Below are 21118 nucleotides of genomic sequence, written 5' to 3' on the forward strand. Positions count from 1 at the left end.
GCGGCGGTCTAAGGCCGATAGGGGTTGTACGCGGGATACGGTGCCGCCGGGTACCCGTACGGCACGGGCATTCCGTACGGCGCCTGCATTCCGTACGGCGCCTGCGGCCCGTACACCGGCCGGGGCGGTGCGGACATCCGGGCCGCGTACTCCATCGCCGGACGGGCCACCTGGCGCCGCTTCCACAGCTCGGCCAGCAACTCCCGTTCCCGTACGACGTAGTCGGCCCCCGCGCGGCCCCGGCGCCCGCGGTGGCGCAGGAACGCCAGCGCCGTCGCGTCCGCCTCGTACTGCCCCACGGCGCGCGCCGCCTGCTTGCCCAGGTGGTGGCCGGCGTAGTCCCGGGCCATCTGCCGCGCCCGCATCGAGCCGAGCACGAACGGCTCGGCGGGGCCCAGCCACCCGGCGAAGACATACACGGGCAGCTCCTCCCGCACGGTCCGCAGCTCGCGCTGCCGCGTCCAGATCGCCAGCCAGGTCAGCAGCCCGAACGCGGGCACCATGAACGCCCCGTACACGGCGAAGAAGCCGTACGGGCCGAAGGTCGAGGAGCCGTTCCAGAACGCGTGCATGCTCATCGCGAGCAGCAGCCCGCCGAGCGGCACCAGCACCCGCCGCACATGCTGCCGCTCGGCGGAGAGCGCGGCGATGCCGAAGCCGATGCCGGTGAGGACGGTGAACAGGGGGTGCGCGAACGGGGACATGACGACGCGCACGAAGAACGTCGCGGCCGTGACGGAGGCGATGCCGCGGTCGCCGGTGAGCTGGTCGGTGCCGAAGGCGGTGCCGAGATAGAGGATGTTCTCGGTGAAGGCGAAGCCGGTGGCGGTGACGCCCGCTATCACCACACCGTCCACGATCCCGGTGAAGTTCCGTCTGCGGAACAGGAAGACGAGGAGCACGGCCGCCGCTTTGGAGGACTCCTCCACGATGGGCGCTATGACGGTGGCGCCGAGGGTGTCGGCGCTGGACGGATCGGCGGTGGTCGTGGCTATCCAGCGCGTCGCGAAGCTGTTGGCCACGATGGCTATCAGCGCCGCCGCGCAGGCGCCCCAGGCGAACGCGAAGAGCAGGTTCCGCCAGGGCCCCGGCTCGACCCGGTCGAGCCAGCGGAAGGCGGCTATGAGCAGGGGCACGGGCAGCACGGCGAGACAGATCCCGACCAGGAACCCTTCCGTGCCGGTCTGTTCGCGGACCAGGGCGAGGATGACGAGCCCGGAGAGCGCGAGCAGGGCGATGAGCGCCCCGTACCGCACCCACCTGCGCTGCCACCAGCGCGGGTGCCGGAGCGCACCGCCGTCGGGGCCGGCGGGGTGCGTCGGATACGGGGGGAAGGTGGTCACGGCATTGACCCTAACGTCGCTGCTGCTCCCGGTGCTGTACGCGGCGGAAGAGCAGATCGTTCACCACATGACCCTTGTCCAGTCCCTGACCCTCGAAACGGGTCAGCGGCCGGAAGTCGGGGCGCGGCGAGAAACCGCCGTCGGGGCGGGTGTTCTCGAAGTCCGGGTGCGCGGTCAGCACTTCGAGCATCTGCTCGGCGTACGGCTCCCAGTCCGTCGCGCAGTGCACGATCGCCCCCGGTCTGAGGCGGGTGGCGGCCAGGCCGAGGAACTCCGGCTGGATCAGCCGCCGCTTGTGATGCCGCTTCTTAGGCCAGGGGTCGGGGAAGTAGACGCGCAGCCCGTCGAGCGAGTCGGGCGTGAGCATCTCGCGCAGCAGGATGATCGCGTCCCCGTTGCCGACCCGGACGTTGGACAGCCCGTTCTGGTCGCAGAGGTTGAGCAGGTTGCCCTGCCCCGGGGTGTGCACGTCGACGGCGAGGATGTTGAGGTCGGGGTTCTGGGCGGCCATCTGCGCGGTGGCCTCGCCCATGCCGAATCCGATCTCCAGCACCACGGGCCTGTCGTTCCCGAACAGCTCGCCCAGGTCGACGACCCGCTGCCCGTCGATGTCGAGTCCCCACTTGGGCCACAGCCGCTGCAGCGCGTCGGCCTGCCCCGCGGTCACCCGGCTGCGCCGCGGCTGGAAGCTCCGGATCCGCCGCTCGAAGTGCGACCCGGCGGGGTCGGCCTTGGGGCCGTCCGGGAAGCGCGGCTCACCCTTGGCGCGGGTGTGCCGGACGGAGACGCCGGGGACGTGCCGGGGGGATTCGGGGGTGTTCAGGAACTCAGACACAGTGGTGACGATTTTACGCGAGCCGGGACACGGGGAACCGGTCAGGACGAGCCCAGCACGGCCAGCGCCCGGCGGGCCACCGACCTGCCGATCGGCAGCGAGGCCGTGGCCGCCGGAGACGGTGCGTTCAGCACGTGCACGGTCCGTGCTCCTTCCCGGATCAGGAAGTCGTCGACGAGCGTGCCGTCCCGCAGGACGGCCTGAGCGCGCACTCCCGGGGCCGCCCGCACCAGGTCGTCCGGCCGCACGGCGGGCAACAGTCTGCGCACCGCCTCCGTGAACGCCGGCTTCGACACCGAGCGCCAAAACTCCCCCGCCCCGTACCGCCAGTGCTGCCGGGCCATCGCCCACGCGCCGGGCCAGGCCAGCGTGCCCGCCACCTCACGCGGCCGTACGACCCCCCAGCCGTACCCCTCCCGGGCCAGGGCGGGCACCGCGTTGGGGCCGACGTGCACGCCCCCGTCGATCCCGCGCGTGAGATGCACGCCGAGGAACGGGAACGCCGGGTCCGGCACCGGATACACCAGTCCGCGCACCAGTCCGGGCCGCGCCAGCTCGTAGTACTCGCCCCGGAAGGGCACGATCCGCACCTCGGGCTCGTCGCCGGTGAGCCGGGCCACCTCGTCGCAGTACAGCCCGGCGCAGTTCACCAGCACCCGCCCGCGCACGATGTCCCCGCCCGCCGTACGCACGGCGACCCCCAGCTCCGGGCGGCGGTCCACCTGGACCACCCGCGCGCCGTACCGGATCTCCGCGCCGGACGCCTCGGCGAGCTGCCGTGCGACCCCGGCGAAGTCGGCCACGCCCGTCGTCCCGACGTGTATGGCCGCGAGGCCCCGCACCTGAGGCTCGTACTCGGCGATCTGTGCGGCGCCCAGCTCCCGCACCGGTATCCCGTTCTCCCGGCCGCGCTGCACCAGGGCGTGCAGCCGGGGCAGCTCGGATCGCTCGGTGGCGACGATCAGCTTGCCGGTGACGGCGTGCGCGATGCCGTACTCGGCACAGAACTTCACCATCTCGGCGGCGCCCCGCACCGCGTACCGCGCCTTGAGCGAGCCGGGCCGGTAGTAGATCCCGCTGTGGATCACGCCGCTGTTGCGCCCCGTCTGGTGCCGGGCGGGCCCCGGCTCCTTCTCCAGCACGGTCACCCGCGTGCCCGGCGCGGCACGCGTGATCGCATACGCCGTGGACAGCCCGACGATCCCACCGCCGACCACCAGCACGTCGCAGTCGTACGCGACCTCCCGCACCTGCACCACCTCCTGGCATCGATAGTGCACTGCGCCACTGACAGTGTCTTCAAACGCAGCCGGAGGGGCCGGCGCAGCCGTGCCCCAGGGGCACGGGGCTGTGACATCAGCGGCTGCGCCGCGGGGCGCGACCGGCCAAAGGCGACCCGCGGTCCCGGGGACCACCGCGACCCGGCAGACGCGAAGGACCCGGCAACCCAGCGGAGCGCCTACGCCGGAGCCAGGAGTGGTCGTGCCCGCTCCCGCAGCTCGACCACGCGCGGTTCGTCGCCGTACGGCTCCAGCCGGTGCAGCAGATCCTTCACGTACTCCGTGGTGCGCGCGGACGATATCCGCCCCGCGACCTCCACGGCCCGCACCCCCTGCTCGCACGCCGCGTCCAGATTGCCCGACTCCAGTTCGGCGACCGCCGAGACGACCAGCCGCAGCCCGTGCGACCGCACGAACTCCTCCGTCGGCTTCGACAGCGCCTGCTCCGTGAAGCGCCGGACCTGGCGTGGTGCCTTCAGATCGCGGTAGCACTCCGCGGCGTCGGCGGCGAACCGGTCGTAGGAGTAGAAGCCGAGCCAGGTCGGGTCGTTGTCGCCCTCCCTGGCCCGCTCCAGCCAGCCCTCGGCGGCCTTGAGGGCCGCGCCGGCCGCCTGCGCGTCGCTGGCGCGTGCGTGCGCGCGTGCCTCGACCAGGCGGAAGAAGCTCATGGTGCGGGCGGTGGCCAGACCCCGGTTGCGCTCCACGGCCGCCTGCGCGAGGTCGACGCCCTCGTCGCCGAAGCCCCGGTAGGTCGCCTGCAGGGACATGGAGGCCAGGACATAACCCCCGAGGGGGACGTCGGCGGCCGCGCGGGCGAGGCGCAGCGCCTGGATGTAGTACCGCTGTGCGGCCTCCTGCTGGCCCGTGTCGAAGGCCATCCAGCCTGCGAGACGGGTGAGTTCGGCGGAGGCCCCGAACAGGGCGCGGCCGACCTCGTCGGAGTACGAGCCGAGCAGCAGCGGTGCCGCCTCCACCCGTAAACACTCGGGCACCATGGACGAACGCCAGTCGCCGCCTCCGTATTTGGAGTCCCAGCGCCTGGCGTCCTCGGCGGCCTCCCGCAGTTTCTGCACATCGCTGTGGCCGACTTTGATCGGTGCGCCGGAGCCCTCGGAGGGGTTCGCGTCCCGTGCGACCGAGCTGTCGGCGGGGGTTATCAGCCACCGTGAGGCGGGCGTTGCGTATGCGCTCACCGCGAATGATCCGGCCAGGGACTGCCAGATGCCTCCGGAGCCGGCCCGGCGGCCGGCGAGGTCGAGACGGTACAGCTCCGTCGCCGACCGCACCGCCTGTGCTACGTCTCTGGGGAAGGCGAGGCCCACTTCGGGTGCGGGGTCCGCGTCCGCCAGGCCGATCTCGTGGAGCGGCACCGGGCGGCCGAGCTTCTGGCCGATCGCGGCCGCGATGAGGTGGGGCGCGGCACCCTGCGGCACCATGCCCTTCGACACCCAGCGCGCGACCGAGGTCTTGTCGTAGCGAAGAGTCAACCCGCGTTGAGCGCCAAGATCGTTGACGCGTCGCGCGAGTCCTGCGTTGCTGATTCCCGCGAGGGCGAGAACGGCGCCGAGCTTTTCGTTCGGCCCGCGTTGCTCCCTGGACATGCGCCACCCCTCGACACAGACGGCTGCCGCGCTGGCATAACCACGCGGCATTCGTAAACCCAGCGTAGTTCGCCGCATCCCAAGCGTTAAGGGGCATTGTTCCGGTTGGCGGGATTGTGGTCCGTAGGGATGTGCGGGCCCTGTACGCACCGTGCACGGCATGTCGCGACGTGCCCCCGTCGTGTGGCCGTGCGCCCGTCCGTGCGCTCTTCTCCGGCCACGTGGGGAGCGGTTCCATGGATCGTGCGTGGGTCGGCCCGCTGTACTGGATCCAGTGGGCTGGGGGACACCGCCACCTTCATCCCCGCGGGTGGCGGACCGGTCCGGGAGGCGGTGCCCGCCTCCCGGACTGTGCGCTGTCGGCGCGCCGCGCCGAGCCTGTACGGAGCGTGCTCAAACCTGTCTCCGCGTCCGTGATTTGGCCGAAAATCGACCCTGCCTCTCGTGGGCGATTACCGCTCCTACCACGGGACTTGAGGGCGCGAAGGGCGTTTTCGGGGAGCATTTCGGGGGCGCATTCGAGTCGCAGTTCCCCTGTCCCGTACGGGGGTTCGCTTCCCCATGGGCACGCGCGCGTGGGCGCATTCCATCGGCGGAAGGAGGCGCCGCCGCACCTCGGGGGCGCGTTCTTCATGGCAGCATGGTGAACCGGTTCGTACCGTGCACTGGTTGTCCACAGCCTGTGGAGGCGTCGATGCGGTGGTTGGTGGGATGGAGCAGCGCCGCCGCCGGTGCCGCCGGGATCGGCTCCGCGGGCGCGACCGGACACGACGGCGAGACCGTGCACCCGATCGGCTCCCAACTCCTGTGGGGCGACCCCGATCCGCTGTGGGCGGTCGGCGACTGGCGCCCGGACGAAGTGCGCGTGATCAAGGCCGACGCCCAGAACCGCATCGCCGTCCTGGGCACCTGCGGCGCCTCCGACGAGGAGCTGCGGCTCGGCCTGTTCGCCGCGCGCGGAGGGGCACTTCGGCATCTGACGGCCTGGTCCGGCAGTTACACGGCCGTCGTCCAGGTCGGCCGCCGCGTCACCGTGTGCGGCGATCTCGCCGGCGCCCGCCCGGTGTTCTACACCCCCTGGGCCGGCGGCACCGCGTACGCGACGGCCGCGCTGCCGCTCGCCGACCTCATCGAGGCCAACCTCGACTTCGGCCACCTCGCGGCGCTGCTCGCCGCTCCCGACGTACCGGCCGCGCTGCACGATTCGACGCCGTACGACGGCGTGCGGCGCGTTCCGCCGGGACACGCCCTGATCCTGCGTGCGGGGGCGCGCGAGATCGCCGGGTACGAGCCGGTCGCCTCCCTCGCCGTGGCGGCGCCCTCCGCCGACCCCGACAGGGCGGTGGACGCCGTGCGGGACGCGCTCGTGGACGCGGTGCGCGCCCGTCTGTCGGCACCCCGGCACGTCCCCGACATCGACCCCGGCCCGGTGCCCGGCATGGGCCCGGCCGAACGGCGTGCCGCGCGCGGGATGCCCGTACCCGGGATCGGCGCGGACCTGAGCGGCGGCCCCGCCTCGGGCACGCTGGCCCTGCTGGCAGCCGGCCTCCCGGGGATGCCGGGCACGATCCTGGGACACGGCACCGGCGCCGGTGAGCGGCTGCTGGCCGTCACCTTCAACGACCTGGCCGTCGGGGGCCGCGAGGCCGAACTGGAACGGGCGGGGAGCCTCGCGTCCAACCCGCGCCTGCACCACGTCGTGGTGGCCGGCGGCGAGGAGGTACTGCCGTACGCCGACCTGGACGGCCCGCTCACGGACGAGCCGGCACCCTCGCTCGTCCTGGCTGCCCGGCATCGGGCGCGCCTCGCGTCGGGCAGCGCGGACCACTTCACCGGCTACGGCGCCCGCCAGGTCCTGGACGCCCACCCGGCCCGCCTGGCGGACCTGCTGATGGACCGCAAACGGCGCCACCTGGTGCGTCCGGTCGCGGCACTGGCCAAGGCGGACGGTTCGGTGATGGTCCCCGCGCGCGTGTACAGCGCGGCACGGCGGCTGGCGCGGACGCCGTACCGGGCGGGCGTGGAAGTGCTCGCCGAACGCCTGCTGCGCCGGCGCTTCGACGAACCCGGAGGCGCGGTCGGAGCGTCCCTCGCGGCGCTCACCTGGGCCAGACCGGGGCCCGCGGCGCGCTGGCTGACCGGAGAGGCACTGGCTGAAGTATCGGTTCTGCTCCAGAGCTCGGCGAACCGCTCCGGAGTGGGCCCCGGCCAGCGGCCCGGCGACTACCGCGCGCGTGCGGCGCTGGCCCGGCACGCGGCGGACATCCGGGTGCTGGAACAGGCCGCCGAGATCCGCTCCCAGCGGCTGCACGCCCCGTTCCTCGACAACCAGGTGGTCCGCGCCTGCCGCGAACTCCCCGAGGCCCTCAGGGTCCAGCCCGGCGCCCGCGCCGCCATCCTCCGTACGGTCCTGGAGGGCGCCGGCGTCACCGACCTCCCGCCCGGCTGGGGCGCCCCCTCCCACGCCTCCTCGGCCGCCGCCGCCCGCACGGGCCTGCGCGTGGCCGCCGACTCCCTCGTCTCCCTCTTCACCACCCCCCTCCTCGCTGAGGCGGGCCTGATCGAGGCCCGCGTGGTGCGCAAGGCACTGCGCGGGGCCGCCGCGGGCGAGCCGCTGCCGCTGGACGGCCTGGCCGACCTGGTCTCCCTGGAGCTGTGGCTGCGCCGACTGCTGGCACGCAGGGGCACCTGCTGGACGGGCACCCCGGCACGCGCGCGTGCGGTGCCGGCGGGGATCACGCCCCAGCGGGGGGCGCTGGGGGCGGGGGCCGCCGCGCGACGGGGATAGGCCTCTGCAACCAGGCACCGCTGCAACCAGGCACCGCCCCGAAGCGGGCGACGCCGTACCGGCGCCGGGTGCTCCTCGGCGCCGGTCCGCCGCAGCGGGACGACCCCGCCCCGAAACTCCGTGCCCCCGCTCGCCACCCCGGCGACAATGACCCGGTGCGGTACAGAATCCTGGGCGTTGCCCGAGCCACGGACGACCAGGGCACCTCCATCCCCCTCGGCGGCGCCCGGCTGCGCGCGCTGCTCACCGCCCTCGCCCTGCGCCCCGGCCGCACCACGCCCCCCGACACCCTGATCGACGAGGTCTGGGCGGACGACCCGCCCCAGGACGCCCCGGCCGCGCTCCAGGCACTGGTCGGCCGCCTGCGCCGTACCGTCGGAAAGCACACCGTCACCTCCGGCCCCGGCGGCTACCGCCTGGAGGCCACCGCGGACGACGTCGACCTGCACGTCTTCGAGCGGCTCGTGCGCGACGGCACCGCCGCCCTCGACCGGGGCGACCCGGCCGCCGCCTTCAGCGCCCTCAGCGAAGCCCTCGCCCTCTGGTACGGCCCCGCCCTCGCCGACCTCCCCGACCGCACCGCCGCGACCCGCCCGCAGGCCCTGCGCCTGGAGGCGACCCGGGCCAGGGCGGCCGCCGCCCTCCGACTCGGCCGCGCCCCCGAGGTCGTACCGGAACTGACGGAGCTGACCACGGCCCACCCGTACGACGAACCGCTGCACGCCCTCCTCATCCGCGCCCTGCGCGACACCGGCCGCACCGCCGACGCCCTCGCCGCGTACGACACAGCCCGCCGCACCCTCGCCGACGGCCTCGGCGCCGACCCCGGCCAGGAACTCCAAGCCCTCCACTCGGAGTTGCTCACGCAGGAGGCTCCCGCTGTCTCCCCCCTCGGCCGGTTCCGCGAGCGCACCGGCAATCTGCGCCCCCGCCTGACGTCCTTCGTCGGCCGGGAACCCGAGCTCGCGGCCGTTCGTTCCGAATTGCGCAGGGCCCGCCTCGTCACCCTCACCGGACCGGGCGGCTCGGGCAAGACCCGTCTCGCCGAGGAGGCCGCCGCCGGGCTCCCGCAGGCATGGCTGGTCGAACTCGCCCCGCTCGACCGGCCCGAGGCGGTGCCGGGCGCGGTGGTCAGCGCGCTCGGCCTGCGCGAGACCGTCCTCATGACCAGCGAACTGGCCACCCACCAGGACGACCCGGTCGCCCTGCTCGTCGAGTACTGCGCCCCGCGCAGCCAACTCTTGATCCTTGACAACTGCGAACACGTCATCGGCGCGGCCGCCGACCTCGCCGAGACACTGCTCACCCGCTGCCCGGGCCTCACGATCCTCGCCACCAGCCGTGAACCCCTGGGCGTCCCCGGTGAGTCGGTGCGCCCGGTCGAACCCCTCGTCCCCGAGCAGGCGCACCGTCTCTTCGAGGAGCGCGCGGCGGCCGTCCGTCCCGACGCCGACACCGTGCTCCACGACAAGGAGGCGGTCGACGAGATCTGCCGGCGCCTCGACGGCCTCCCCCTCGCCATCGAGCTCGCCGCCGCCCGGCTGCGGCTGCTCACCCCCCGGCAGATCGCCGACCGCCTCGACGACCGCTTCCGCCTCCTCACCTCCGGCAGCCGTACGGTCCTGCCCCGCCAGCAGACCCTGCGTGCCGTGGTCGACTGGTCCTGGGAGCTCCTCGACGAGCGGGAGCGGACGGTGCTGCGCGAGGTCTCGGTGTTCGCCGGCGGCTGGGACCTCGCGGCGGCGGAGGCCGTGTGCACCGGCCCGGCGGCGGAGCTGATCGGGGCGCTCGTCGACAAGTCCCTCGTCGTCGCCGCACCGGACGGCCCCGACGGCCTGGACGGCATGCGGTACCGCATGCTGGAGACCATCCAGGAGTACGCCGGAGAGCGTGCCGCCGAGGTCCCCGAGCTGCGCGCGGCGGCCGAACTGCGGCACCGCGCGTGGGTGCGCGCCCTGACCGAGCGGGCGGAACCGCTGCTGAGGTCCGGGGCCCAACTGCCGTGGATCTCCCGCCTGGAGACCGAACTGGACAACATCCGCGCCGCCCTCGACCGCACCCTGCGCGACGGCGACGAGGAGACGGCGGGCGCGCTCGTCCTCGCGGTCGGCTGGTTCTGGTGGCTGCGCAACTACCGCCAGGAGGCCGTGGACTGGGTGGGGGCGGTGCTGCGCCTGGGTGTCGCCTTGGACGCCCTGCCCGAGGACGCCACGGCCCGGGACCGGCTCGCCGCCTCCGCCGACCCGGTGGGCGCCTTTCTCGCGGCCCCCGACGCGGAGGCGCGCCACCCCCTGCACGAGCTGCGCATGGACCTGCGGATGCTCCATATGTTCCTGACGTCCGAGACCGGCGCCCCGGACCTGCTCACGGACGAGCGGGCCCCGGAGTACATCGCGCGCGTGCGGGCCGTCTTCGAGCACGGCGGGCCGCGGTCCGCGCGGCTGCCGGGCATCGTCTGGCCGCTCACCGCCTACTACCTGGGCGGCCCGGCGGAGGTCGGCCCCGACATGGATGCGGCGGTCGCCAACTGCCGTCTCCACGGCGACGACTGGGCGGTCGGCGTCAGCCTGATGTACCGCACCCACGTGGTCGTCGACTCGCCCGGCAATCTGCGGGGCGTCGACGAGGACCTGGCGGAGCTGCGGGTGCTCAGCCGACGGGTGGGGGACCGCTGGATGCGGGCCCAGGTGTGCAGCGCGGCCGGCGAGGCGGCCATGGCGCGCGGCCGGTTCGAGGAGGCCGGGCGCGAGTACGAGGAGGCGCTGCGACTCGCCTACGAGGTGGGCGGATACGCCGAGTCACCGTTCCTGATCGCGCGGCTCGCCGAGATCGCCTACCGCTCCGGCGACCGGGCGGCCGCGCTTTCCGCCCTGGACGAGGCGGCCGCGGCGGCCGACCAGTACGGGGTGGCGGAGTCCCGGGCCTTCATCCTGCTGCTGCGGGCGCACATCGCCCAGGACGCCGGAGACATGGTCCGCGCGCGCGAGCTGTTCGAGGCCACGCGCGCGACGATGGCGGGCGGAAACGCCCCGCCCCAGTTCACGGCGGGCCTGGGCGCGGTCGAGGCCCTGATCACGGCCGGCGAGTCCGGTCCCGCGCACGGGCTGCCGGTCGTGGCCGAGGTGCTGCGCGAGGCCGTGCGGCGGCGGTGCGCCGAGTCGATCACGGCGGGGCTCGTGGACATCGCGGCCGACCTGCTGGCCCGGCTCGGCGATCTGGCGGGTGCGGTACGGCTGTTCACGGCCGCAGACCACTGGCGCGCCGGCCATCCACGCCCCGAGCCGGAGCGCACCCGCGCGGCGGCCGTCGACACCACCGCCCGCGCGCAGCTGACCCCCGCCCGGTACGCGGCCGAGCGCGCCCGGGGAGCGTCCTGCACCGCGGACGACGTGCTGCGGGAGCTGGACCGCACTCCCACCGCCACCGGCGGACTCGACACCGCCTAGCGGCAGGTGAACCTCGCGTCGGCCCAGTCGGCGAGCGCCGTGGCGTCGAACGCGTTGCTGTGCGGCTCGACCACCAGCCGTACGGTGCGGTGCCCGGCCAGGTTCACATGGACCGGGACGGCCGGGTCGCCACCCTTGACCATCCCGGAGCGCCACAGCCGGACGCCGTCGGCGTAGACGGAGAAGTAGACCTTGCCGAGTCGCAGGGTCAGGTCGTCCACGCCGGCCATCGCGTCGTACGCGGAGCACTCCCGGTTGAGGTCGACGGTGACGGAGGAGACGCCGTGGACGGTCACACCGCGCGCGTAGTGCTTGTCGGCGACGGACAGGCCGTAGCGCCGCCACACCCAGCTGCTCTCGGCCAGCCGCATCTCGGGCTTGCTGCCGTCGCCGGTGATGTCGTACCGCAGATCGCTCCACTGGTAGACGACCGGTTCTGGCGCCGGAGGGGGTGCGGGCGTCGTGGGCGGAGCGGGGGTGCGGGTGGGCGTCGGTGTCGGTGTCGGCGTGGGCTTCGGCGAGGGGGCCGGGGTCCGGCTCGCCCTCGGGCCCGATGTCGGGTTCGGGCTCTGTCCGGGTGCGCTGGACGGGGTGGGGGCCGGCGTCGGGGCGGCCACGGGGACGATGCCCGGTGCCTTCGGCGTGGGCGGCGTCTTCGAGGGCGTGGGGGCCGGCGCCTGCGGCTGGGCGACCGACGGTGGGGACGACGGCTTGGCGACGTCCTTGGCCGGGTGGCCGTCGTTCAGGAGGGCGAGCGCCACCGTGGCGACCCCGACCGCCACCACACCGGCCGCGATACCGGCCTTCACCGACCCGGCCAGCCCCTCGGCGGCCGCCGCGCCACCGCCCGCCCCGCCGGACGAGCCGGCACCGGCCGTGGCGGCCGCGCCCGCGGCGCCCACTCCGGCGCCGGTGGCGATGATCCCGAGCGCCTTGGCGTACCCGGCGGCGCCGAACCAGCCGATGACCGCGACCGGGACGACCGCGGGGATCCCGCTCGCGACCTCTTCGATCTGGGCGGCCGCCAGCCGGCAGCCGGCGCACTCCGCCAGGTGCTTGCGCAGGCCCCGCTCGGCGCGGATGCGCAGCTTGCGGCGGGCGTACGTGCCGAGCTGGTCGGCGTAGCGCGCGCATTCCGCGTCGCCGCCGAGCGTGGCGCTGACATGGGCCTGGAGATAGGCCTGCTTGAGGCCCTCGCGGGCGCGGCTTGCGAGCACGCGCGTGCCGTTGGCGTCCAGCCCGAACAGGACGGCCACCTCGCTCGGCGACTCGTCCTCCACCTCGGTGTGCCACAGCACCGCCTGCCAGCGCTCGGGCAGCGAGCGGAAGGCACGCATGGCGAGGGACTGCTCGGCCTCGTGCAGGGCCCGCACATCGGCGCCCAGGGCGAGGGTGCCGTCGCCCGGTACCTCGGACGCGCGCGTGGCCTGAGCGGCGAAGACCGCGAAGTCGTCGACGAGCTGCTCGCGCCGGGACGACTTCGTCCAGTGCGCGGCCACCCGCCTGACGGAGGTGAGTAGATAGGCGCGTACGGCGTGCTCGGGTCCCGAGCCGCCGCGCACCGCCTGGAGCATGCGGGCGAAGACCTCGGCGGTCAGATCGTCCGCGGTGTGGGCGTCGCGGCAGCAGGAGCGCGCGTAACGGCGCACAGCGTTCGCGTGGCGCCGGTACAGCTCCTCGTACGCCGTGTCGTCGCCCGCGCGCATCCGCTCGATCAGCTCACCGTCGCCCGGCGCCGCCCCACGCGACGGCAGGGGGCCGCTCTCGCGCTGGGCCGGGACGCTGTCCTTCGCCGAGGCGCCGGAGCGCACCGGGGCGCCGGAGCGCGGTACGTCCGCCGGGCCGCCCTGGCTGGGCACCTGGGGCGCGGTCAGCCCGCCGGCGTCCGCGTCACCGTCACCGAGGGACTCGTCCCACCCGTCAACGCTCATCGCGGAAAGCCCCCGACGCCTGCATGCCCGACCCGATCACCGGGTCAGAGTGCCATACCGGCCTTGGTTCGGAACCCCCGAGTACGAGCCATCCACTCGTCCGAGCGGACCTGCCGTCCGGTGGTACCGGCCATCACCCGGACGGGGAGGCTCAACGAGCCGACCCCGCCGGGTACTTGATCGGCGTGCGCAAAAGCCGCAAAGCTCACGCGGGACGCGAACGCAGCCCCTCCAGCAGGATGTCCAGCAGCCGTGCCGAGGCCGCCGCCTGCTGGGCCGCGTCCGGCAGCGACGGGGCTGCCGTGGCGATCACCAGCAGAACGTCGGACACCGACACGTCCGGCCGCAGTTCGCCCGCCGCACGCGCCCGCTCCACGAGCCGGCCGACCACTTCGAGCAGCGCCGCCGCCCCCGCGTCGTCGTCCGCGGCAGCGGCCGGCTCCTCGGACACCAGCCGCAGCTCACCGCCGCCCGGCTGGCTCCGCTGCTGCGGCACCCGCGCCTCCTCGGCCGCGGAGCCCGCGTCCTCGGTGCCGTCCTCCTGGACGCCGACCCGCAGCACCTGCGGCGGCAGCAGCCGCCCGGCCCCCGAGGCCACCGACGTGCGCAGGAAGCGCGACAGCGCCGACCACGGCTCGTCCTCCTGCCCGAGCGCCGCCCGCGCCTGGTCGGTCAGCCGGGAGGTCTCCTCCTCGGCTATCCGCCGGACCAGGACGTCCTTGCTCGGGAAGCGCCGGTACACCGTGCCCACACCGACCCGCGCGCGCCGCGCCACGTCCTCCATCGGCGCGCCGTAACCCAGCTCGCCGAAGACCTCGCGCGCCGCTCGCAGCACGTGCTCCAGATTGCGCTGTGCGTCCACCCGCAGCGGCGTCGTGCGCGACCCGTCCGCGCGTCCGTTGCCCACCGCCGCGCCCATAGCACCGCCGGCGGGTGCGATGGCGTTCGCCGAAGACCAATGCGTGTCCTGAATATGCATAAGCGTTCCCCCGGTTAATGACGTCTCCCCCCGGAGACTCCCCGCCACTGAATCCGGAGTGCGCGGAACTGGCACCGTTCCCTGAGCGGGACCGCCCGTCGCGGACCCGTTCGACCACAGCCCCTACACCCCGTCGACACACGAACATAGTTGAGTGGGAGTCAATTCAGAAGGGGCAGGTTCCGCACGGAGCGCCCCCCGATCGGAGTACGGAGCGCATACGTCCCGTTTGCGCACTCTGGCGCCCTCGTGTCCGCCCCCGCTGACCTGCCCGCTTTCTCCCGGCTTCGACAGCCCCGGCGCCGCCGCGATCACCAGATCGCCGGTCACACAAATTGTCGAGGCTGTGGACAAACAAGAGCGCCGGGTGCGTCATGGGATGGTGAAGGAACGTGCGCGCATTCTCGTTGTCGGCGGTGGCTACGTCGGGATGTACACCGCCCTGCGACTTCAGCGGAGGCTGAAGCAGGAGCTCAGGCGGGGCGACGTCGACATCACTGTCGTCACTCCGGATCCGTACATGACGTATCAGCCGTTCCTGCCCGAAGCGGCCGCCGGTTCGATTTCTCCTCGTCATGTCGTCGTACCGCTGCGCCGTGTCCTGGACCACTGCCACGTCGTCGTCGGCGAGGTGGTGGCCGTGGACCACACCACGCGGACGGCCACCCTCACCACGCTCGCCACCGAGGAGGAGGGCAGGGGCGCCGAGCACCTCGCCTACGACGAACTCGTCCTCGCCCCCGGCTCGATCGCGCGCACGCTCCCCATCCCCGGCCTCGCCGAGCACGCCGTCGGCTTCAAGACCGTCGAGGAGGCCATCGGCCTGCGCAACCACGTCCTGGAGCAGATGGACATCGCCTCCTCCACCCGCGACCCCGCGATCCGCGACGCGGCCCTCACCTTCGTCTTCGTGGGCGGCGGCTACGCCGGAGTCGAGGCACTGGCCGAACTCGAGGACATGGCTCGCTATGCCACGCGCTACTACCACAACGTCCGGCCCGAGGACATGAAGTGGATCCTCGTCGAGGCCGCCGACCGGATCCTCCCCGAGGTCGGCGCGGAGATGGGCCGCTACACCCTCACCGAACTGCGCCGCCGCAACATCCAGGTCCTCCTGGAGACCCGCCTCGAATCCTGCGTCGACCGAATCGCCGTACTGAGTGACGGCCAGCGCTTCCCGACCCGTACGGTCGTGTGGACCGCCGGCGTCAAACCGCACCCGGTCCTCGCCGCCACCGACCTCCCGCTCGACGGCCGCGGCCGCCTCAGGTGCACCGCCCAGCTGACCGTCGACGGCGTGGAACACGCGTGGAGCGCGGGCGACGCCGCGGCCGTCCCCGACGTCACGGCTCAGGAGCCGGGCACGCAGACCGCGCCCAACGCCCAGCACGCGGTACGCCAGGCCAGGGTCCTCGGCGACAACATCGCGCACGCCCTGCGCGGCGAGCCCCTCGACACCTATGCGCACTCCTACGCCGGTGCCGTCGCCTCACTCGGACTGCACAAGGGCGTAGCACAGGTCTACGGCCGCAAGCTGAAGGGCTACCCTGCCTGGTTCATGCACCGCGTCTACCACCTCAGCAGGGTGCCCACCTTCAACCGCAAGGCTCGCGTACTCGCCGAATGGACCCTCTCCGGACTCTTCAAGCGGGAGATCGTCTCCCTGGGCTCGCTCGAACATCCCCGCGCGGAGTTCGAACTCGCGGCCGGTGGAAAGCCTCATCACAACCCCTCGGACGACCCGAAGGGGTCGTCCTGACCGGACCGAGGAACTCCCCGAGCCGCTCCGGCGTCTGACGGATGTCGCCGCGGTCGGCCAGCCTGCCAGACTGCCCCACGACTGCCCACGACCTTGGACGGGCATCCGCCCGCCCGCAGCACCCATGAGGCTTTTCCCGAGCACCGCAATTCCCGGGGACAACCCCCGGACCCCCGGCCGGATCCGGTGCCGGCCGACCACGACGACACGAGGCAAGGATTCGTGAACTTCACGCGCTGGAGCGCCCGGCTCCCCGGAACGCAGCGCCGCGCCGCAGCGCGGACCGAGCACGCGGTCACTCCGGACCGGCGGGGGGAAGGCTCCGTGCCCGCGGCCCGCGCCGAACAACTGACCGACGACGCACCGTCCGTGCCCGCCGTCGACGAGCTCCCCGCGCGCGAGGTCCTCGACCGCGTCCCGGCCCTCGTCGCCCTCCTTCACGGCCCCGACCACCGCATCGCCTACGTCAACGACGCCTACGCCGCGGCGTTCGGCCAGCGACCGCTCGGCGAACCCGCCCGCGAGGGCCTCCCGGAGCTCGCCGAACTGGGCCTGCTGCCCCTCCTCGACCAGGTCCTGCGCAGCGGCAAGCCCCGCACGCTCAAGTCCCGCAGGGCCCCCGACGGCCGCTCCTACACCTTCACCTGCACCCCGGCGGCCGAGAACGGCGTCCGGGACGGCGGCGACGGCGCGGTGCTGGTCTTCGCCACCGACGTCACCGACCACGCCGAGGCCGCCGAACGCCTCCGCGCCAGCGAACGCCGCCAGCGCGAGACCGCGGTGACCCTGCAGCGGAGCCTGCTCCCCCAGGAACTGGAAGAGCCGGACGACCTGAGGATCGCGGCGACCTACCAGCCCGGCGGCACCGAGTCCGCGGTCGGCGGCGACTGGTACGACGTGATCACCCTGGGCGGCGGCCGCACGGCCCTGGTGATCGGCGACGTGATGGGCAGGGGGGTACGGGCGGCCGCGGTGATGGGCCAGCTCCGCACGGCGGTCCGCGCGTACGCCCGCCTGGACCTGCCCCCGCACGAGGTCCTCCAGCTCCTGGACGGCCTCGCCACGGAGATCGACGCCAACCAGATCGCCACCTGCGTGTACGCCATCCACGACCCGAACGAGGGCCGGCTGGTGTACGCCTCCGCCGGGCACCTGCCCATCCTGGTCCGCGACGAGAGCGGCATGGTGCTGCGCGCCGACGAGCCGACCGGCCCCCCGCTCGGCACGGGCGGCTGGATGCACGCGTCGGGCTCGATCCCGCTGGGCCCCGGCTCGACCGCGGTCCTCTACACGGACGGCCTGGTCGAGCGCCGGGACGAGGACCTGGACGAGGGCATCGCGTCACTGGAGCGGGCACTGGCGGGGGCGACGGGGACCCCCCAGGTGGTCTGCGACCGCCTGGTCCGCACGGCGGGCGTCACGGCCGACCACGACGACGACGTGGCGGTCCTGGTCCTCCAGCACCCGGCCCGCACGGGCCCCGACGGCGATCTCTTCCGCAACGCGGCCCTGGAACTCCTCGGCGGAGTGGAAGCGGCCCCACGCGCGCGTGCGTTCGCCTCCGGAGTGCTGACCAGCTGGCGTTTCCCCGCCGACCTGCACGACCTGGGCGTCCTCGCCACCAGCGAACTGGTCGCCAACTCCCTGCAGCACGGCACCCCGCCCATGCGCCTGAGACTCCGCCGCACCGACCGCCGCCTCATCGTCGAGGTCACCGACGGCGACGACCACCTCCCGCGCCGCCGACGCGCGGAACCGGGGGACGAGTCGGGCCGGGGCATCGCCATCGTGGCGACGATCGCCTCGAACTGGGGATCCCGGCGGACCCCGGGCGGCGGCAAGGCGGTGTGGTGCGAGTTCGTGCTGCCGCGCGCCATCTAGGCGAACCCGCTCCGCGGTGCTAGTAGCTCCCCATGGCAGACGAACCGGGATTTCAGCTCAAGGGAAGCGCTCCCGAGCGCTATGAGGAGTATGTGGCGCCGCTGATGGCGCCCTTCACGACGGCGTTGCTCGACGCCGTGGACCTGTGCCCAGGCGATGTCGTCCTCGACCTAGCCTGCGGCACCGGCTTCGCCGCCCGCGCGGCCGCCGCCCAGGTCGGCCCCGCCGGCCGCGTCCGCGGCGTCGACGTCAACACCGGCATGCTCAAGGTGGCCGTCGCCCACCATCCACGCCTGTACCCCGACATCGAGTTCACCGAGGCCTCCGCCGACCGGCTCCCCTACCCCGACGCAACCTTCGACGCGGTCGTCTGCCAACAGGGCGCCCAGTTCTTCCCCGACCTCACCGCGGCACTCACGGAGACGGCCCGTGTCATGCGCCCCTCCGGTCGCTTCGCGGCCACCGTCTGGGCCGACATGAGCCTCTCGCCGTACCTCACCGCCCAGTACGAAGCCATCAAGGAGTACGGCGGCGACGAAGCCGCGGCCGCCTTCGGCACCGCCTTCGCCTGTACGGCCGACCGGCTGACCGACGCCCTCGGCAAGGCCGGCTGCCACGACGTCACGACGCGCGAGATCACCTTCGGGATCGCCCTGCCCCCGCTCGCGGACTTCGCCCCGGGCCATCTCTCCGTCCTGCCCTGGGGCCAGCGGCTCGCCGACACCCACGGCGAGGAGACGCTCGTCGCCGCGGGCCACTCGGTCGCCGCCCGCCTCGCCGACCGCACGGGCCCCGACGGCAGGCCGACCCTCCCCTTCACCGCGATCCTGGCGACCGCGATCCGGTGAAGCAGAAGGCGGCCGCCACCCCAAGGTGACGGCCGCCTTCGCCGGGCTCACGCCTCGGCGACCACCGGCTCCACGGGCGCCGCGCCCCGCGCCACGACCCGGCTCCTCGCCTGCCAGGGCCGGTCCTGCGCGGCGGTGAGCTGCCGCCCCAGCCGCAGCGCGAGGGCCGTGATGCCCAGCGAGAACAGCAGGAACGTCACGATGTACGGCGTGTGCAGCGAGGCCGCCATCGGCCCGCCCACCGCCGGCCCGACCGCCAGCGCGAGCTGCTTCACCAGGGCGAAGGCGGAGTTGTACTGCCCCGCCATCCCCTCCGGCGCCAGATCGGCCACCAGCGGGGCGACGGTCGGCGACAGCATCGCCTCACCCAGCCCGAACAGCGCGTACGTCGACACGAACGCGGCCGTGGCCATCTCCCGACTGCCGTGCCCGAGACCCGCGTACCCGGCCACGACCCACGCCACGGCCCAGATCAGGCCCACGGCGGCGATCACCCGGGAGCGGCGACGGCGCTCGACGAACTTCAGCACGGCGAACTGCGCGACCACGATCATCAGCGTGTTCGCGGCCAGCGCCGTACCGAGCGCGGAGGTGGAGATCCCCGCGGCCTCGACACCGAACGCGGCCAGCCCGGACTCGAACTGTCCGTAGCAGGCGAAGAACAGCACGAAGCCCAGCACGGACAGCTGCACCATGGCCCGGTTGCCGAGCAACTGCTTCCAGCTGCCCTTCGCCGACCGCGCGGGCGCGTCCTCGATGCGCGGCGAGTGCGGCATCCGCACCGTCGACATGATCACGACGAGCAGCAGGAACATCGCCGCCTCGATCGCGAACAGCAGCGTGAAGGAGGAGACGTGCGTGGTGTCGACCAGATGACCGCCGATGAGCCCGCCGACCCCGAGCCCGAGGTTCTGCAGGAAGAACTGCGTCGCGAACGCCCGCGACCGGGTCTCCGCCGACGAGCAGTCCACGATCATCGTCGCCAGCGCCGGCTGCATCACGGCCTGCCCGGCCCCGAGCGCCGCAGCGGAGAGGAGCACGGCAGGCGCGTTGCCCGCGAGCCCCAGGCTCAGGGCGCCCAATGCGGCCATGACCAGGGCGGCGAGCAGGACCGGCAGCGGGCCGCGCCGCACGATCGCCCGTCCGGCGAACGGCAGCACGATGAGCGCGGCCACGGCGAAGACGGCGAGGACCAGCCCCGCCGTCATGGCTCCTAGGCCCCGCACCTGCGCCACATAGACGTACAGGTAGGGGACGGTGAAGCCGAGCCCGAACGCGCTGAGTGCGTTGCCCACGTGGATCCGGCGCATCGCTGCGCCCATCGCCCTGGTCACGTTCACCTCTCTCAGGTAGTTGGAGTGTCTCAGTACTTAGTACCGAAGACTTCGAAGATAAAGTTCGAAGCTAAAGAGTACACATCCAAGGACTTCAACGCCAAGCGGCCCCATGCGATACTTGCCCCCATGGGCGACACCTCCGGCACCATCGGCATCGGCGGCGAGCCGACCCTCGAAGAGCAGATCGCCGCCTACCAGCGCGAGTTCCAGGACCTCGACCCCCAGGTCGAGAAGATCGTCTCGGCGCTGTCCCGCCTGAACCGCCGCATGAACGTCGCCTACGGCCGCCAGACCGCTGCCCTCGGCATCAGCAACGCCGAGTGGGAGGTCCTCAAGGCCCTCGTCCTCTCCGGCGCCCCCTACCGCATGGGCCCCAGCGACCTCGCCAAGCGCCTCGGCCTCACGCCGGCCGCGATGACCCACCGCATCGACCGGATGGTGGCGGAGGGCCTCGTCACCCGTGAGCGGGACGAGTCCAACCGCGTTCGGGTGATCGTGGAGCTGACTCCCGAGGGCCGCGAGAAGTGGCTGGAGGCCATGCGCCTCGCCTCCGTCTTCGAGGAGGACCTCCTCCAGGACCTCTCCGCGGAGGAGCGCACGGTGCTCGGGGAAGCCCTCACCCGGCTGCTCCGCAGGGTGGAGCACGCCCAGCCGGATGCCGGCGGGCGCCTCTCCGACCTGGACTGACGCCCGGCAGAAAAGATCTTGACAGAGGGTGCTTGACAGCCCCTTGCCGGATCCGTAAAGTTCTTCGGGTTGCCACGGGGCCGTAACGGTTCTGCGACAACACCTCCCGCCGCAGCAGCGGCAGCCCAAACCATCAGCACGATCACCCAGCCGGGTTGAATTCGGCGTGCCCGAATTCAATTCGATTCGGACACGGCAGCTCGATTAGGAACTGTCGGGAGGATCCGCTAAGGTTTGAGACGTCGGAACGGCCCAACGGCCGCGAGGACAAACCCCGCTGACTGGGAATCAGGCCCGAAAGGATCTGGTAGAGTCGGAACCGCCGGAAAGGGAAACGCGAGAGCGGGAACCTGGAAAGCACCGAGGAAATCGGGTCGAGAAAAGATCTGATAGAGTCGGAAAC

13 protein-coding genes are annotated in these 21118 nt (G+C 73.2%); 6 read left to right on the top strand and 7 right to left on the bottom strand.

Annotation, left to right across the window (positions count from 1 at the left end; translation table 11 throughout):
* Positions 1-8: 8 nt before the first annotated feature.
* The 4 genes from AB0I54_RS31910 to AB0I54_RS31925 form a co-directional block, all read right to left on the bottom strand.
* Positions 9-1343: a PrsW family intramembrane metalloprotease gene (locus AB0I54_RS31910; RefSeq protein WP_363299679.1), complete on the bottom strand. Its 1335-nt coding sequence runs from the start codon at positions 1341-1343 to the stop codon at positions 9-11.
* Between the two features lie 10 nt (positions 1344-1353).
* Positions 1354-2178 (bottom strand): tRNA (guanosine(46)-N7)-methyltransferase TrmB, encoded by an 825-nt coding sequence (gene trmB, locus AB0I54_RS31915; protein WP_363299680.1) that lies wholly within the window; start codon positions 2176-2178, stop codon positions 1354-1356.
* 41 nt (positions 2179-2219) lie between these two features.
* Positions 2220-3437, bottom strand: coding sequence for an L-2-hydroxyglutarate oxidase (lhgO, locus tag AB0I54_RS31920; RefSeq protein WP_363299681.1), 1218 nt, complete (start codon positions 3435-3437; stop codon positions 2220-2222).
* 200 nt (positions 3438-3637) lie between these two features.
* Positions 3638-5059 carry an MFS transporter gene (locus AB0I54_RS31925; protein WP_363299682.1) on the bottom strand — a complete coding sequence of 474 codons (1422 nt, stop codon included), beginning with the start codon at positions 5057-5059 and terminating at the stop codon, positions 3638-3640.
* 694 nt (positions 5060-5753) lie between these two features.
* Here AB0I54_RS31925 and AB0I54_RS31930 point away from each other — a divergent pair.
* Positions 5754-7847 (top strand): asparagine synthase-related protein, encoded by a 2094-nt coding sequence (locus tag AB0I54_RS31930; protein ID WP_363299683.1) that lies wholly within the window; start codon positions 5754-5756, stop codon positions 7845-7847.
* A gap of 155 nt (positions 7848-8002) precedes the next feature.
* A complete protein-coding gene (locus AB0I54_RS31935; RefSeq protein ID WP_363299684.1) occupies positions 8003-11293 on the top strand; it encodes a BTAD domain-containing putative transcriptional regulator in 3291 nt (1096 codons plus the stop codon).
* Here AB0I54_RS31935 and AB0I54_RS31940 read toward each other — a convergent pair.
* Together AB0I54_RS31940 and AB0I54_RS31945 are read right to left on the bottom strand one after the other, a co-directional pair.
* A complete protein-coding gene (locus tag AB0I54_RS31940) occupies positions 11290-13224 on the bottom strand; it encodes a sigma-70 family RNA polymerase sigma factor (protein WP_363299685.1) in 1935 nt (644 codons plus the stop codon). The two genes, AB0I54_RS31935 and AB0I54_RS31940, sit on opposite strands and share 4 nt — an antisense overlap.
* 205 nt (positions 13225-13429) lie before the next feature.
* Positions 13430-14203 carry a helix-turn-helix domain-containing protein gene (locus AB0I54_RS31945; RefSeq protein ID WP_363299686.1) on the bottom strand — a complete coding sequence of 258 codons (774 nt, stop codon included), beginning with the start codon at positions 14201-14203 and terminating at the stop codon, positions 13430-13432.
* A 379-nt stretch (positions 14204-14582) separates the two neighbouring features.
* On the opposite strand from AB0I54_RS31945, the gene AB0I54_RS31950 reads away from it, so the two are divergent.
* The 3 genes from AB0I54_RS31950 (at position 14583) to AB0I54_RS31960 (ending at position 18691) form a co-directional block, all read left to right on the top strand.
* Positions 14583-15962 carry an FAD-dependent oxidoreductase gene (locus AB0I54_RS31950; RefSeq protein ID WP_363299687.1) on the top strand — a complete coding sequence of 460 codons (1380 nt, stop codon included), beginning with the start codon at positions 14583-14585 and terminating at the stop codon, positions 15960-15962.
* Between the two features lie 222 nt (positions 15963-16184).
* Positions 16185-17843 carry a SpoIIE family protein phosphatase gene (locus AB0I54_RS31955; protein ID WP_363299688.1) on the top strand — a complete coding sequence of 553 codons (1659 nt, stop codon included), beginning with the start codon at positions 16185-16187 and terminating at the stop codon, positions 17841-17843.
* 32 nt (positions 17844-17875) lie between these two features.
* Positions 17876-18691: a methyltransferase domain-containing protein gene (locus AB0I54_RS31960; protein WP_363299689.1), complete on the top strand. Its 816-nt coding sequence runs from the start codon at positions 17876-17878 to the stop codon at positions 18689-18691.
* A 47-nt stretch (positions 18692-18738) separates the two neighbouring features.
* Here the strand turns inward: AB0I54_RS31960 and AB0I54_RS31965 are convergent, their stop codons facing one another.
* Complete coding sequence (locus AB0I54_RS31965) at positions 18739-20025, bottom strand: MFS transporter (RefSeq protein ID WP_363299690.1); 1287 nt, start codon at positions 20023-20025, stop codon at positions 18739-18741.
* A 129-nt stretch (positions 20026-20154) separates the two neighbouring features.
* Here AB0I54_RS31965 and AB0I54_RS31970 point away from each other — a divergent pair, with 129 nt between their 5' ends.
* Positions 20155-20715, top strand: coding sequence for a MarR family transcriptional regulator (locus AB0I54_RS31970; protein ID WP_363299691.1), 561 nt, complete (start codon positions 20155-20157; stop codon positions 20713-20715).
* Positions 20716-21118: the final 403 nt, after the last annotated feature.

The sequence above is a fragment of the Streptomyces sp. NPDC050625 genome (assembly GCF_040654755.1).
GTDB lineage: Bacteria > Actinomycetota > Actinomycetes > Streptomycetales > Streptomycetaceae > Streptomyces.